The sequence below is a fragment of the Massilia sp. LC238 genome (assembly GCF_000735635.1).
In the GTDB taxonomy this organism is placed as follows: domain Bacteria; phylum Pseudomonadota; class Gammaproteobacteria; order Burkholderiales; family Burkholderiaceae_D; genus Telluria; species Telluria varians.
The window spans coordinates 30781-44581 of sequence record NZ_JNNN01000078.1; the positions used below are offsets into that span (position 1 = coordinate 30781).

Genomic DNA, 13801 nt, shown 5'->3' on the forward strand with positions numbered 1-13801 from the left:
TCGTGTGCCGGTACCCCGGGTATCGGCACGCCTCTCCCTTGCGGCCGGCACTGGCCCGCGACTCGCTCCGGTGGCACTCTTGCGCCATCACCGTCACTGGAGGACCGTTTCATGAGCAAAGGCCTGCGCCTGACCGAACAATGGATGCAACGCGCCCTGTGGCTGGTCGCGTTCGCGTTCGCCGCCTTCCTGATCGGCCTGGGCGGCAAGATCGTCGATAACCTGTGGGACGTCGAGCGGCCCCTGAGCATCGAGCAGTTCATGGACCGCAACGCGGTCGATGCCCTGCGCGCCGGCCAGGAAGCGGCGCGGGCGCGGCGCGAGAGCGCCCAGCTCGACCTGGAGCAGGCCACCCAGCAGCACGAGGTGGCGCGCGCGAATACCCGCTCGGCGCGCGAGACCTTCGATAACTGGCTGGCCACGCGCCGCGCGACTGCGCGTCCGGACCAGGATCCCGAGCTGCTCGAACGTACCCGCGGACTGGACAAGCTGGAGGCCGACGAGCGCCGCGCGCTGGCGGCCGTCCAGGCCCAGCAGCAGGCCCTGCTGGATGCCGACCAGGCCCTGCAGCGCGCGCAGATGCGCTGGGAGCGCATGGAAAGGCCGGCGCGGGCCGCCTACGAGAAGGCGGCCACGTCCAAGGAACTGCGGGTCTTCCTGTACCGCCTGGCCCTGACCCTGCCGCTCCTGGTGCTGGCCGGCTGGCTGTTCGCGCGCAAGCGCCAGAGCCAGTACTGGCCCTTCGTGTGGGGATTCATCTTCTTCGCACTGTTCGCCTTCTTCTTCGAACTCGTGCCTTACCTGCCGAGCTATGGCGGCTACGTGCGCTACCTGGTCGGCATCGCCGTCACCGTGCTGGTGGGGCGCTACGCGATCGTCTCGCTGCAGCACTACCTGGCGCGCCAGCGGCAGGCCGAAGCGCTGCCAGATGTGCAGCGCCGCCAGACCCTGCGTTACGACGCCGCCCTTGCCCGGCTGGGCAAGGGCGTGTGTCCGGGATGCGAGCGGCCGGTCGACCTGAAGGATGCGAGCGTCGACTTCTGCCCGCACTGCGGCATCGGCCTGTTCGACCGCTGCGGCTGCTGCAGCAGCCGCAAGAATGCCTTCGCCCGCTTCTGTTTTTCGTGCGGGACGGCGGCCAACACCTCATTGGCCGACTAGATAGCGGTTTTGTAGGGTGGGCGGGTCCTCCCGCCCACGCGGTGATCACTATCGGCTCCGCTTTCGTGCCGGATAATTTAGCCGCCAGCTATCACCGCGTGGGCAAGGAACTTGCCCACCCTACGGCCCGTATTCAGTCGCGCAGGTCGGCCGGCACCTTGCCGCCGTTGGCCGCCAGCTTGTTCATGACCTGGCGGTGCAGCCAGATGTTCATCGAGGCCGAATCGCTGGTGTCGCCGGTGTAGTGCAGCTCGGCGGCCAGTTCCTTGCGGGCCTGCAGGCTGCTGTCCAGGCCGAGCAGCTTGAGCAGGTCGACGATCGAGCTGCGCCAGTTCAGCTGCTGGCCCGACGACTTCTGCATGGTGGTCAGGATTTCCTCGACGTCGACCTGGTCCATCATGGCCGGCGCGGCCTGCGGCTGGGCCTGAGGCTGTGCTTGCGGCTGCGCCTGGGGCTGGGGAGCAGCCTGTGGCTGGGCCTGTGGCGCCGGGGCCTGGGCCTGCGCTTGTGGGCCCTTGTTGGCGGCGTGCGCCTTCGGGAAGATCTTGCCAAAAATATTGCTCAGGATGCCCATGTCATCTCCTTGGTGAATGGTGGATTGGGAACGCATGCGTTGTGCCACGTGGCCGAGCGCGAGCGCCAGCGCGGCGCCGCCGATCGCCTTGACCAGGGTCGGGTGTTCGGCATAGAAGGCGCTCATGCGGTCGACGATGCCGGGATTCTGCTGCTCGGCTTGTTCAGCCAGCTCGCGCACCTGCTCGGGGGAGACCTGCGAGGCCTGTTCCGGCGTCACTTTGCCGCCGCCAAACAGCTTGCCGAACACGCCGCCTGCCACCGAAGACAGCTGTGCCGGGTTCAGGGAACCCAGCAGCTGGTTCAGCATGCCGGCACGGCCGTTCGCATCGCTTTGCCCGAACAGCTGGCTGACGACCTGCGGGAAGGGTGGGGTCTGGTCGGAACGCAGGGCATTGGCGACTCCTTCGGCGACCGTTGCGCGCGGCGCGCTCTGGGCCACGCGGTCGAAGTCGTCCGCCGCCCGGTCCTGGTTGCCGCCGCCCAGATACTGCGATAACAGATTGCCCAAATCAAATGCCATATTCGTTCTCCTGACTGCATACGGTTGAATAGTGAGCGTAGGCGTTTTGCTAATGCTTGCTCTGTTCGCTATTCAACGGTGAAGCGCCATGGATCACTGGCGGCGCATGTTTTGCGCCATATGGCCCAGTGCGATGGCCAGTGCGGCGCCGCCGATCGCCTTGACCAGGGTCGGGTTCTGGGCATAGAAGTCGCCCATGCGGTCGACGATGCTCGGGTTTTCCTGCTCGGCCTTTTCGGCCAGTTCGCGCACCTCTTCGGGCGAGACCTGTGAGGCCTGTTCCGGGGTGACCTGGGTGGGTGCACGGCCCCCGCCGAAGATGCTGCCCAGGCCTCCAAGTCCACCTTGGCCGCCGGCCCGGCTGGCGAGCTGGGACAGCACGGCCGGGCCCAGTGTGGCCAGAAGCTGGTTCAGCATGCCGGCGCGCTGGTTCGGATTGCTCTGCCCGAACATCTGGCTCACCATCTGCGGGAAGGGCGGGGTCTGGTCGGAGCGCAGGGCCCCGGTCACGCCGCGCGCCAGTACGTCGGGCGGCGCGTTCGAGGCCACCCGGTCGAAGTCGTCGTTGGCCTGGTGGGGGTTGCCGCCGCCGGCGCCGCCGCCCAGGTACTGGTTCAGAAGACTGCCAAGATCGAAAGCCATCTCGTACTCCTTGCTGTGACATGTAGAAGATCAAGGGTAGGCGTTTCGACATCGCGCCCTCTGTTCGTTATCCCACGGTCACCGGCCGAAAGCAGTATTTCCTTTCCATGTAGACACCAAGGTATTTGCCGGGGTAAGCTCACCGTATGCCTTACCTGTCGCTCCTGCTGTTTGCTGTCCTGTACGCCGCTGCCACCTGGAAGTGGGACCTGCCGCTGCAGGTCGGCGCCGCCTACCTGGCGATGAGCCTGAGCTGTTTCGTGGCCTACGCGATCGACAAGTCGGCGGCACGCAAGGGCAACTGGCGCACGCCGGAGTCGACCCTGCTGCTGCTCGGCCTGGTCGGCGGCTGGCCGGGCGCCGTATTGGCGCAGCAGTGGTTGCGGCACAAGACGTCGAAGACCTCGTTCCAGTGGAAGTTTTACCTGACCGTCGTGCTGAACCTCGTACTCTTCCTGTACCTGTCACGGCAGCTCGGCACACCGGCAGTTTCCTGATTCCTGCAATAGGAGGTGGGCATGTGGCGATATCCCCGGATCCTGGCGCATCGCGGCGGCGGCAGCCTGGCTCCCGAAAACACCTTGGCCGGCTTGCAGCGCGGCATCGACTTCGGTTTCCGCGCCATCGAGTTCGACGTGATGCTGGCGCGCGACGGTGTGCCGGTGGTGATGCACGACCCCTACCTCGGCCGCACCGTGAGCGGCGCCGGCCACGTGTTCGACTACGATGCGCATGAGCTGGCGCGGATGGATGCCGGCAGCTGGTTCGGCGCCGACTACCGCGGCGAGCCGGTGCCCCTGTTCGTCGAGTTCGCGCAGTACTGCAAGGCGCAGGGCATCTGGATGAACATCGAAGTCAAGCCGGCGCGCGGCTTCGACCGCGAGACCGGCGAGACCGTGGCGCGCATCACCCGCGCCATGTTCGCGGACGAGATCGCGGAAGGCAGGCTGGAGCGCGTGCCGCTGCTGTCCTCGTTCAGCCTGGCGGCCCTGGAAAGCGCGCGCGATGCCGCCCCCGACCTGCCGCGCGCCTTCCTGATGAGCGAGCTGCCGCCCGGCTGGGAACCGCTGGCGCGCTCGGTCGAGGCGGTGGCGATCCACGCCAACCACAAGCACCTGACCCCGGCGCTGGCCAAGGCCGTGCGCGACGCCGGCTTCGGCCTGTTCTGCTACACCGTCAACGAGCCGGCGCGGGCACGCGAACTGCTGGACTGGGGCGTCGAAGCCTTCTGTACCGACCGCATCGATTTGATCGGTCCCAAGGTCGCCTAGCGGTGTTGTCGCTGCTGCGCTGAGCGGCGCGCCCGGCCGTCAATATCGGCCGGGCCGATACGGGCCAGCTACGCTATAATCGATTTTTTATAGCGCATGCTCCCTCATTCCGCCCTCACGACATGAAATCCTCCGAAATCCGCGAAAAGTTCCTCAAGTTCTTCGAGTCCAAAGGCCACACCATCGTCCGTTCCAGCCCGCTGGTGCCGGGCAACGACCCGACCATGCTGCTGACGAACAGCGGAATGGTGCAGTTCAAGGATGTGTTCCTGGGCCTGGATACGCGCCCGTACTCGCGCGCCACCACCGTGCAGCGCTGCGTGCGCGCCGGCGGCAAGCACAACGACCTGGAAAACGTCGGCTACACCGCGCGCCACCACACCTTCTTCGAAATGCTGGGTAACTTCAGCTTCGGCGACTATTTCAAGCGCGACGCGATCAACTACTGCTGGGAGCTGCTGACCAAGGTCTACATGCTGCCGGCCGAGAAGCTGACCGTCACCGTCTACTTCGAGGACGACGAGGCCTACGACATCTGGGCCAACGAGATCGGCGTGCCGAAAGAGCGCATCATCCGCATCGGCGACAACAAGGGCGCGCGCTACGCATCCGACAACTTCTGGCAGATGGCCGACACCGGCCCCTGCGGTCCGTGCACCGAAGTGTTCTACGACCACGGCGCCGACATCTGGGGCGGTCCTCCGGGCTCGCCGGAAGAAGACGGCGACCGCTTCATCGAGATCTGGAACCTGGTGTTCATGCAGTTCAACCGTGACGAATCGGGCACCCTGACCCCGCTGCCGAAGCCGTCGATCGACACCGGCATGGGCATGGAGCGCCTGGCCGCCGTGCTGCAGCACGTGCACAGCAACTACGAGATCGACCTGTTCCAGGCGCTGATCAAGGCGGCTGCCCGCGAAACCGGCGCCACCGACCTGGAAAACAATTCGCTCAAGGTCATCGCCGACCACATCCGCGCCGCGTCCTTCCTGATCGTCGACGGCATCATCCCGAGCAGCGAAGGCCACGGCTACGTCCTGCGCCGCATCATCCGCCGCGCGCTGCGCCATGGCCACAAGCTGGGCCAGACCAAGCCGTTCTTCCACAAGCTGGTGGCGGACCTCGACATCGAGATGGGCGAAGCCTATCCGGAACTGCGCGAAGCAAAAGAGCGCGTGGCCCAGGTGCTCAAGACCGAGGAAGAGCGTTTCGGCGAAACCCTGGAAAACGGCATGAAGATCCTGGAAGCTCAACTCTCCAAGGACGCCAGGAACCTGGACGGCGCCACCGCCTTCACTCTGTACGACACCTACGGCTTCCCGCTCGACCTCACCGCCGACATCTGCCGCGAGCGCGGCGTGACGCTGGACGAGGAGGGCTTCGCCGCCGCCATGGAGCAGCAGAAGAAGACCGCGCGCGCCGCCGGCAAGTTCAAGATGGCCGCCAAGGTCGAGTATTCCGGCGAGAAGACCAAGTTCGTCGGCTACGAATCGCTGGCCCACAACACCCACGTCCTGGCCCTGTACGCCGAAGGCGTGTCGGTGCAGGAACTGCAGGCCGGCCAGGAAGGCATCGTGGTGCTCGACACCACACCGTTCTACGCGGAGTCGGGCGGCCAGGTGGGCGACCAGGGCGTGATCCGTTCGGACGGCAAGCTGTTCGACGTCGAGGACACCCTGAAGATCCAGGCCGAAGTCTTCGGCCACCACGGCGTGCTGCGCGAAGGTTCGCTCAAGGTGGGCGACACCGTCGACGCGCAGGTCGACACCGTCAAGCGCGCGCGCACCATCCGCAACCACTCGGCGACCCACCTGATGCACAAGGCCCTGCGTGAAGTGCTGGGCAGCCACGTGCAGCAGAAAGGCTCGCTGGTCGATCCGGAGAAGACCCGTTTCGACTTCAGCCACGGCGCACCGCTGACCGCGGAGGAAATCGCCAAGGTCGAGATGATCGTCAACCGCGAGATCCTCGAGAACCACGCCACCCAGGCCCAGCACATGACGTTCGATGACGCCGTCAAGCACGGCGCGATGGCGCTGTTCGGCGAGAAGTACGGCGACACCGTGCGCGTGCTGGACATCGGCTCGTCGAAGGAACTGTGCGGCGGCGTGCACGTCACCCGCACCGGCGACATCGGCCTGTTCAAGATCGTGTCGGAAGGCGGCGTGGCCGCCGGCATCCGCCGCGTCGAGGCCGTGACCGGCGAGGGCGCGCTGGCGCTGGTGCAGTCGATCAACCGCAAGCTGCAGGAAGCCGCCGGCGCCCTGAAGACCAGCCCGGACGAGCTGCCCTCGCGCATCGCCCAGGTGCAGGACCAGGTCAAGTCGCTGGAGAAGGAAGTGGCCGCGCTCAAGTCGAAGCTGGCCGCGGGGCAGGGCGACGAGCTGGTGACCAAGGCCATCGACGTGAACGGCATCAAGGTGCTGGCCGCGACCATGGAAGGCGCCGACGTCACCGCGCTGCGCGAGACCATGGACAAGCTGAAGGACAAGCTGAAGACCGCCGCCATCGTGCTGGCGAGCGTGGCGGACGGCAAGGTCAGCCTGATCGCGGGCGTGACCAAGGACGCCACCGGCAAGGTGAAAGCCGGCGAGCTGGTGAACTTCGTCGCCCAGCAGGTGGGCGGCAAGGGCGGCGGGCGTCCGGACATGGCGCAGGCCGGCGGTACCGATCCGGCGGGCCTGCCGCAGGCGCTGGCCGGCGTGGCCGGCTGGGTGGGCGAGCGCGCGTAAGCGCTTCTTGACCATCTGGTAAAAACAGCGCCGCCTTCGGGCGGCGTTTTTCATGCGCGGGTCGCAGCCAGTTCAATGCGCTTGCAATCCATCGGCGCAACCGCATTTACCATGTAGCGCACCATGGCGGTGCCGATCGGTTTCATTGGTGACTTGCCATGGTGCGCAAGCATAGATAATTTCACAATCGGTTGCAGGCGTGCAACAATGTGTGACTATTTTGGTGCGCTGCGTCATACTGCCGTAAAAGGAGTAGTATTCGACTTCCGAGCACCATCTACTTTGCAGGCATGCGATGAGCGACACCACTATCGACATTGATACCATGGAATTCCAGAGAGACCTGGATGCGCGCGGACTGAACTGTCCGCTACCGATCCTTAAAGCCAAGAAGGCACTCGCCGAGATGGAAAGCGGACAGGTGCTGCGCATCGTGGCAACCGATACCGGTTCTGTGCGCGACTTCCAGGCGTTCGCCAAGCAGACCGGCAACGCCCTGCTGGCCCACACCGTCGAGAACGGCGAATTCACCTTCCTGATGCGCCGCAAGTAATCCTGCCCGGCGGCGCTACAATGACGGGGCAGGCCTGCGCCAGCCCCGCATCCCTCTACCCGATAGCCTTAAGATCGTACTTTAGTTGAAATCCTCTAACTAAAAATCGCACGATCGTGCTTTAATTTCGACCTGAAGCCGAATTTCTCTTATAATCTAGGCCATTTTCGTCTGTCACCCATTCCATTTTCTAAAGGCACCCTATGAAAGTCCTGGTACCCGTCAAACGCGTGGTCGACTACAACGTCAAGGTCCGCGTCAAATCCGACGGCAGCGGCGTGGATATCGCCAACGTCAAAATGTCGATGAACCCGTTCGACGAGATCGCGCTGGAAGAAGCCACGCGCCTGAAGGAAGCCGGCAAGGTCACCGAAGTGGTGGCGGTGTCGGTGGGTGTGGCCCAGTGCCAGGAAACCCTGCGTACCGGCATGGCGATCGGCGCCGACCGCGGCATCCTGGTCGAGACCAGCGTCGAGACCGAGCCGCTGGCCGTGGCCAAGATCATGAAGGCGCTGGCCGACAAGGAACAGCCGCAGCTGATCATCCTGGGCAAGCAGGCGATCGACGACGATTCGAACCAGACCGGCCAGATGCTGGCTGCGCTGCTGGGCTGGCCGCAAGCCACCTTCGCATCGAAAGTGGTGCTGGAAGACGGTAAAGTCACCGTGACCCGCGAAGTCGACGGCGGCCTGGAAACAGTCAGCTTGACCCTGCCGGCCATCGTCACCACCGACCTGCGCCTGAACGAGCCGCGCTACGTGACGCTGCCGAACATCATGAAGGCCAAGAAGAAGCCGCTTGAAACCGTCAAGCCGGAAGACCTGGGCGTCGACGTGAGCCCGCGCCTGAAGACCCTGAAAGTCACCGAGCCGGCCAAGCGCTCGGCCGGCGTCAAGGTGCCGGACGTGGCGACCCTGGTGCAGAAGCTGCGCACCGAAGCCAAGGTTATCTAAACATACTTAGGAAAAGAACATGGTCGCACTCGTCATTGCAGAACACGACAACGGCTCCCTCAAGGGCGCTACCCATCACACCGTGACCGCGGCCGCCCAGTGTGGCGGCGAAGTCCACGTCCTGGTTGCCGGCTCGGGCTGCGGCGCCGCCGCCGAAGCCGCCGCGCAAATCGCCGGCGTGAGCAAGGTGCTGGTCGCCGATGCGCCGCACTTCGCCGACGGCCTGGCCGAGAACGTCGCCGAGCAGATCCTGGCGATCGCCGCAAGCTACTCGCACATCCTGGCCCCGGCCACCGCCTACGGCAAGAACATCCTGCCGCGCGTGGCCGCCAAGCTGGACGTGGCCCAGATCTCGGAAATCACCAAGGTCGAGTCCCCGGACACCTTCGAGCGCCCGATCTATGCCGGCAACGCCATCGCCACCGTCCAGTCGGGCGACCCGGTGAAGGTCATCACCGTGCGCGGCACCGCGTTCGACGCCGCCGCAAGCGGTGGTTCGGCTGCCGTGGAGCAGGTCGCCGCCGTCGGCGACGTGGGCAAGTCGGCTTTCGTCGGCCGCGAGCTGGCCAAGTCGGACCGTCCGGAACTGACCGCCGCCAAGATCATCGTGTCGGGCGGCCGCGGCATCGGCTCGGCCGAGAACTTCAAGCTGCTGGAACCCCTGGCCGACAAGCTGGGCGCCGCCATGGGCGCCTCGCGCGCCGCGGTCGACGCCGGTTTCGTGCCGAACGATTGGCAGGTCGGCCAGACCGGCAAGATCGTCGCCCCGACCCTCTACATCGCGGTCGGCATCTCGGGCGCGATCCAGCACCTGGCCGGCATGAAGGACTCGAAGACCATCGTCGCCATCAACAAGGATCCGGAAGCGCCGATCTTCTCGGTGGCCGACTACGGCCTGGTGGGCGACCTGTTCGAGGTCGTGCCGCAGCTGGTGAAGGAACTGGGCTAATTTCGGACGGTGGGTGCGCGTCGATGCAGCCCCCACCTTCGATTGCTCATGCACGTCGTTCCGGCGCAGGCCGGAACCCAATTCAGATGCGTATCGCTAGCGTTCGACGTTAGAGGCAGCGCAGGCAAACTTGGGTTCCCGCCTTCGCGGGAACGACGTTTTTGCTATAAGCGCACATTGCCTGTAGCGTTTGATACCCGTAACGCTATTCAAAGACATATCAGTCACATCAGGAGACAAAGGTGAGCTATCAAGCCCCGCTGAAAGACATGCAGTTCGTGGTGAACGAACTGGCGAATCTGGCCGAGATCAACCAGCTGCCTGGCTGCGAGGACGCGACCCCGGACACCGTGGATGCCGTGCTCGAAGAAAGCGCGAAGTTCTGCGGCGAAGTCATCGCGCCGCTGAACCACGCCGGGGACAAGGAGCCGAGCTTCTGGAAGGATGGGTCGGTCACCACCTCGAAGGGCTTCCGTGACGCCTTCCGCGCCTTCGCAGAAGGCGGCTGGCAGGGCATCCAGCATCCGAGCGAATTCGGCGGCCAGGGCCTGCCGAAGCTGGTCGCGACGCCGTGCATGGAGATGCTGCACGCCGCCAACCTGTCCTTCGCGCTGGCGCCGCTGCTGACCGACGGCGCCATCGAGGCGCTGCTCACCGCAGGCTCCGACGAGCAGAAGAAGCTGTTCCTGGAGCCGCTCATCAGCGGCAAGTGGACCGGCACCATGAACCTGACCGAGCCGCAGGCCGGTTCGGACCTGGCCGCCGTGCGCACCCGCGCCGAGCCGCAGGGCGACGGCACCTTCAAGATCTTCGGCACCAAGATCTTCATCACCTACGGCGAGCACGACATGGCGGAGAACATCATCCACCTCGTGCTGGCGCGCACTCCGGACGCACCGGCGGGCGTGAAGGGCATCTCGCTGTTCATCGTGCCGAAGTTCCTGGTGAACCTTGATGGCTCGCTGGGCGAGCGCAATGACGCGCACTGCGTCTCGATCGAACACAAGCTGGGCATCAAGGCCTCGCCGACCGCGGTGCTGCAGTTCGGCGACCACGGCGGCGCCATCGGCACCCTGGTGGGCGAAGAGAACCGCGGCCTCGAGTACATGTTCATCATGATGAACGCGGCCCGCTTCGGCGTCGGCATGCAGGGCGTCGGCCTGGCCGAACGCGCCTACCAGCAGGCCGTCGCGTTCGCCAAGGGCCGCGTCCAGTCGCGCGAGGTGGCCGGTTCGCCAGGCCCGGTGGCCATCATCAACCACCCGGACGTGCGCCGCATGCTGATGTCGATGCGTTCCCAGACCGAGGCCGCGCGTGCGCTGGCCTACGTCGGCGCCGCCTTGTCCGACATCGCGCACAACCACCCTGACGAAGCGACCCGCAAGGCGAACCTGTCGGTCTACGAATACCTGGTCCCGATCATCAAGGGCTGGTCGACCGAGATGAGCGAGAACGTGGCGCGCGACGGCGTGCAGGTCCATGGCGGCATGGGCTTCATCGAAGAGACCGGCGCGGCCCAGCACTACCGCGACGCCAAGATCCTCACCATCTACGAAGGCACCACCGCGATCCAGGCCAACGACCTGGTGGGCCGCAAGACCGTGCGCGACGGCGGCACCGTGGCAAAGTCGCTGATCGAGCAGGTGCGCGCGGTCGAGGCGCAGCTGGGTGAAGTCCAGGGCGAGGAATTCGCCGCGATCCGCCGCCGGCTGGCGGAAGGTATCACCGCGCTGGAGCAGGTGGTCGACTACGTCGTGGCCAACGCCAAATCGGACGTGCGCGCGGTGTTCGCCGGCAGCGTGCTGTACCTGAAGCTGGCCGGCATCGTGCTGGGCGGCTGGCAGATGGCGCGCGCCGCACTGGTCGCCCAGAAGAAGCTGGCGGCGGGCGAGGGCGATGCGTCCTTCCTGCGCGCCAAGATCGCCACCGCGCGCTTCTTCGCCGACCACGTGCTCTCGGGCGCCCCGGGCCTGCGCACCGCCATCGTCGAAGGCGCGCCGGGCGTGCTGGCGCTGGAGATCGATCAGTTCTGATCGTTCAGAGCATCGACACGGAGCGGCCTGCGGGCCGCTTTTTTATTGCATTTCTGCGGGGTCAAGTCTGACATCCGGACACGGGCTGAGCAGTACGGCAGACACATGCTTGAGTTCGTGTCTGAATGTCAGACCTGACCCTGACGTTCATCCGGCCGCGATCAGCCGTAGGAGCCGCCGGTGTACAGCAGGTCGAACACCCGCGCGATCGTCCCGATCAGCACGATCGCTCCCACGCCCAGGATCAGCACCAGTACCAGCGCCAGCACCCAGTTCGAGCGCGAACGCTTGCCGCTGCCCTGGTTGTGCTGCGCATCCCAGGCCTCGTCCGGCGTCAGCCCGATGATGAGCCCCTCGACGAAGCCCACGATGTACGACAGCAATAGCGGTAGCAGCACGTAGAATGGGTGCGGCTTGACCGCGCCCCACAGGATGCCGGTCAGCGGCAGGCTGCACAGGTGCAGCAGCCCGAGGCGGTCGGCGCCGCCTTTCAGGTAGAAGCGGTGCACGCCGAAACCGCCCAGCAGCAGGGCGAGCAGGGCGGCGATGGTCTTGTTCTTGTGCTGGACAGCCATGAGCATTGCCAAAAGTTCAGGAAAACCGAAGTATGGTGCAAAATGGCAAGGAAGGCACGCATTGCGTGCACCCAGCCCATCATCCGACCATGCTCAAGACGCGCTCCTACCTGGCCGAAATCCAGCTCAAGCCCACCGCGCCGCTCGAGCCCGCCGCGTTTCCCTTCACCCTGCCGGCGATCCGCTCCCTCGCGCGCCTGGTCCTGCACCCGAACGTCACCTTCCTGGTCGGCGAGAACGGTTCCGGCAAGTCGACCCTGCTGGAGGCGATTGCGGTAGGCATGGGCTTCAATGCCGAAGGCGGCAGCCGCAACTTCCGCTTCGCGACCTGGGAGTCGCATTCGAGCCTGCACGAACACCTGCGCTTCGTGCGCGGCTTCGAAAAGCCGCGCGACGGCTTCTTCCTGCGCGCCGAGACCTTCTACAACCTCGGCAGCGAGATCGAGCGCCTCGACGAAGGGCCTGGCGGCCCACCGATCATCAACTCGTTCGGCGGCAAGTCCCTGCATGCGCAATCGCACGGCGAGTCATTCCTGAGCCTGTTCATGGAGCGTTTCCGCGGACAGAGCTTCTACATGCTCGACGAGCCGGAAGCCGCCCTGTCGCCCCAGCGCCAGCTGGCGCTGCTGAGCCGCCTGCACGACCTGGTCGGCCAGAGCTGCCAGTTCGTCATCGCCACCCATTCCCCCATCCTGATGGCCTATCCGAACGCCACCATCTACGCATTCGGCGAGCATGGCATCAGCCAGGTCGCCTATGAAGATACGGAACACTACCGCCTCACCCGTGACTTCCTGGCCAATCCTGCGCGCATGTTGCGGATCTTGATGGGCGAAGAATAGGGAAGGGCCGCCAACAGTGGCCTTGTCGCCAAAAATCGGCGATAATGCTCAATTCGCCGAACCTCACGTTGCGTGTCCGCCGTGTTGCTATAACCGCTTGCCCCTATCTAGGCTTACGCGCTATAATCGTCGGCTTTCTCCGTCCAATACAACTTTTTGGAAATATTATGGTCGTTATCCGTTTGGCTCGTGGCGGCGCAAAAAAGCGCCCGTTCTACAACATCGTTGCAACCGATTCGCGCAACCGTCGCGATGGCCGTTTCATCGAGCGCATCGGTTTCTACAACCCGATGGCTTCGGGCGCTGAAGTCGGCCTGCGTATCGCTGCTGACCGTCTGGCTCACTGGCAAGGCGTTGGCGCACAACTGTCGCCGACCGTTGCTCGCCTGGTTGCCAACCAGCAGCCTGCAGCCTAAGTAAAGCAGGTCAAGGCTTGACCGATTCGGCAGCATCCGGGGTGCAAGTCCCCGACGACCTGGTTCAGGTTGGATATGTATCCGGCGCATTCGGGATCGTGGGTGGACTTCGCGTCACCCCGTTCTCGGTCGACGCCGATGCGCTGCTGAAGGTCAAGACCTGGTGGCTCGACAAGCCGGCCCAGCGTTCCGTCTCCGTGCGGACCGCGAAGATGCATGGCGGCGACGTGGTCGCCACCCTGGTCGGCATGCGTGACCGCAACGAAGCCGAAGCCTTGAGGGGCGCGGGCGTGTTCGTGGCGCGCAGCGAGTTCCCGAAGCTCGAGGAAGACGAATTCTACTGGTCCGACCTGATCGGACTGGACGCGGTCAACCTGGAGGGCGAAGCCCTCGGCAAGGTGACCGACATGATGCACAACGGCGCGCAGTCGATCCTCAGGATCACGCCCGTCGAGGCTGGCGCCCCCGATGCGAAAGTATCGGAGCGCCTCGTGCCGTTTGTGGACCAGTTCGTCCGGACCGTCGATCTCGAATCGAAAAAAATTACCCTTGACTGGGGTCTGGATTATTGACCCTGG

At 65.0% G+C, this 13801-nt stretch carries 14 protein-coding genes; 11 read left to right on the forward strand and 3 right to left on the reverse strand.

Going from position 1 to position 13801, the window contains the following annotated elements; genetic code table 11:
- Positions 1-111: 111 nt before the first annotated feature.
- Positions 112-1161 carry a zinc ribbon domain-containing protein gene (locus FG94_RS21415; protein WP_036215986.1) on the forward strand — a complete coding sequence of 350 codons (1050 nt, stop codon included), beginning with the start codon at positions 112-114 and terminating at the stop codon, positions 1159-1161.
- Between the two features lie 133 nt (positions 1162-1294).
- Here the strand turns inward: FG94_RS21415 and FG94_RS21420 are convergent, their stop codons facing one another.
- Both FG94_RS21420 and FG94_RS21430 read right to left on the reverse strand, forming a co-directional pair.
- Positions 1295-1735 carry a DUF3597 domain-containing protein gene (locus tag FG94_RS21420; protein ID WP_036216498.1) on the reverse strand — a complete coding sequence of 147 codons (441 nt, stop codon included), beginning with the start codon at positions 1733-1735 and terminating at the stop codon, positions 1295-1297.
- A gap of 615 nt (positions 1736-2350) precedes the next feature.
- The gene (locus tag FG94_RS21430) at positions 2351-2899 is read right to left on the reverse strand and encodes a hypothetical protein (protein ID WP_051996984.1); all 549 of its coding nucleotides are present in this window, start codon (positions 2897-2899) and stop codon (positions 2351-2353) included.
- 146 nt (positions 2900-3045) lie between these two features.
- On the opposite strand from FG94_RS21430, the gene FG94_RS21435 reads away from it, so the two are divergent.
- The 7 genes from FG94_RS21435 to FG94_RS21465 all read left to right on the forward strand — a co-directional run bounded on the left by FG94_RS21435 (position 3046) and on the right by FG94_RS21465 (position 11390).
- Complete coding sequence (locus tag FG94_RS21435; RefSeq protein WP_036215987.1) at positions 3046-3396, forward strand: DUF1294 domain-containing protein; 351 nt, start codon at positions 3046-3048, stop codon at positions 3394-3396.
- A 21-nt stretch (positions 3397-3417) separates the two neighbouring features.
- The gene (gene ugpQ / locus FG94_RS21440) at positions 3418-4170 is read left to right on the forward strand and encodes a glycerophosphodiester phosphodiesterase (RefSeq protein ID WP_036215989.1); all 753 of its coding nucleotides are present in this window, start codon (positions 3418-3420) and stop codon (positions 4168-4170) included.
- A gap of 122 nt (positions 4171-4292) precedes the next feature.
- Positions 4293-6902: an alanine--tRNA ligase gene (gene alaS, locus FG94_RS21445; RefSeq protein WP_036215990.1), complete on the forward strand. Its 2610-nt coding sequence runs from the start codon at positions 4293-4295 to the stop codon at positions 6900-6902.
- A 325-nt stretch (positions 6903-7227) separates the two neighbouring features.
- Entirely contained in the window at positions 7228-7455 is a 228-nt protein-coding gene (locus FG94_RS21450; RefSeq protein WP_036216507.1) for a sulfurtransferase TusA family protein, read from the forward strand.
- Between the two features lie 203 nt (positions 7456-7658).
- Positions 7659-8408 (forward strand): electron transfer flavoprotein subunit beta/FixA family protein, encoded by a 750-nt coding sequence (locus FG94_RS21455; protein WP_036215992.1) that lies wholly within the window; start codon positions 7659-7661, stop codon positions 8406-8408.
- 19 nt (positions 8409-8427) lie between these two features.
- Positions 8428-9357: an electron transfer flavoprotein subunit alpha/FixB family protein gene (locus tag FG94_RS21460; RefSeq protein WP_036215995.1), complete on the forward strand. Its 930-nt coding sequence runs from the start codon at positions 8428-8430 to the stop codon at positions 9355-9357.
- A gap of 242 nt (positions 9358-9599) precedes the next feature.
- Positions 9600-11390 (forward strand): acyl-CoA dehydrogenase, encoded by a 1791-nt coding sequence (locus tag FG94_RS21465; RefSeq protein ID WP_036215998.1) that lies wholly within the window; start codon positions 9600-9602, stop codon positions 11388-11390.
- Positions 11391-11551: 161 nt separating this feature from the next.
- Here FG94_RS21465 and FG94_RS21470 read toward each other — a convergent pair whose 3' ends face one another.
- Positions 11552-11965 carry an NINE protein gene (locus tag FG94_RS21470; RefSeq protein WP_036216001.1) on the reverse strand — a complete coding sequence of 138 codons (414 nt, stop codon included), beginning with the start codon at positions 11963-11965 and terminating at the stop codon, positions 11552-11554.
- Between the two features lie 89 nt (positions 11966-12054).
- Between FG94_RS21470 and FG94_RS21475 the strand changes: the two genes are divergently transcribed.
- The 3 genes from FG94_RS21475 to rimM all read left to right on the forward strand — a co-directional run bounded on the left by FG94_RS21475 (position 12055) and on the right by rimM (position 13795).
- A complete protein-coding gene (locus tag FG94_RS21475; RefSeq protein WP_036216510.1) occupies positions 12055-12807 on the forward strand; it encodes an AAA family ATPase in 753 nt (250 codons plus the stop codon).
- Between the two features lie 167 nt (positions 12808-12974).
- On the forward strand, positions 12975-13223 hold the full coding sequence (gene rpsP, locus FG94_RS21480; RefSeq protein ID WP_036216003.1) for a 30S ribosomal protein S16: 249 nt from the start codon (positions 12975-12977) through the stop codon (positions 13221-13223).
- A gap of 41 nt (positions 13224-13264) precedes the next feature.
- Positions 13265-13795, forward strand: a complete 531-nt coding sequence (gene rimM, locus FG94_RS21485) for a ribosome maturation factor RimM (RefSeq protein WP_200880020.1) — start codon at positions 13265-13267, stop codon at positions 13793-13795.
- The last annotated feature ends 6 nt before the right edge of the window (positions 13796-13801 follow it).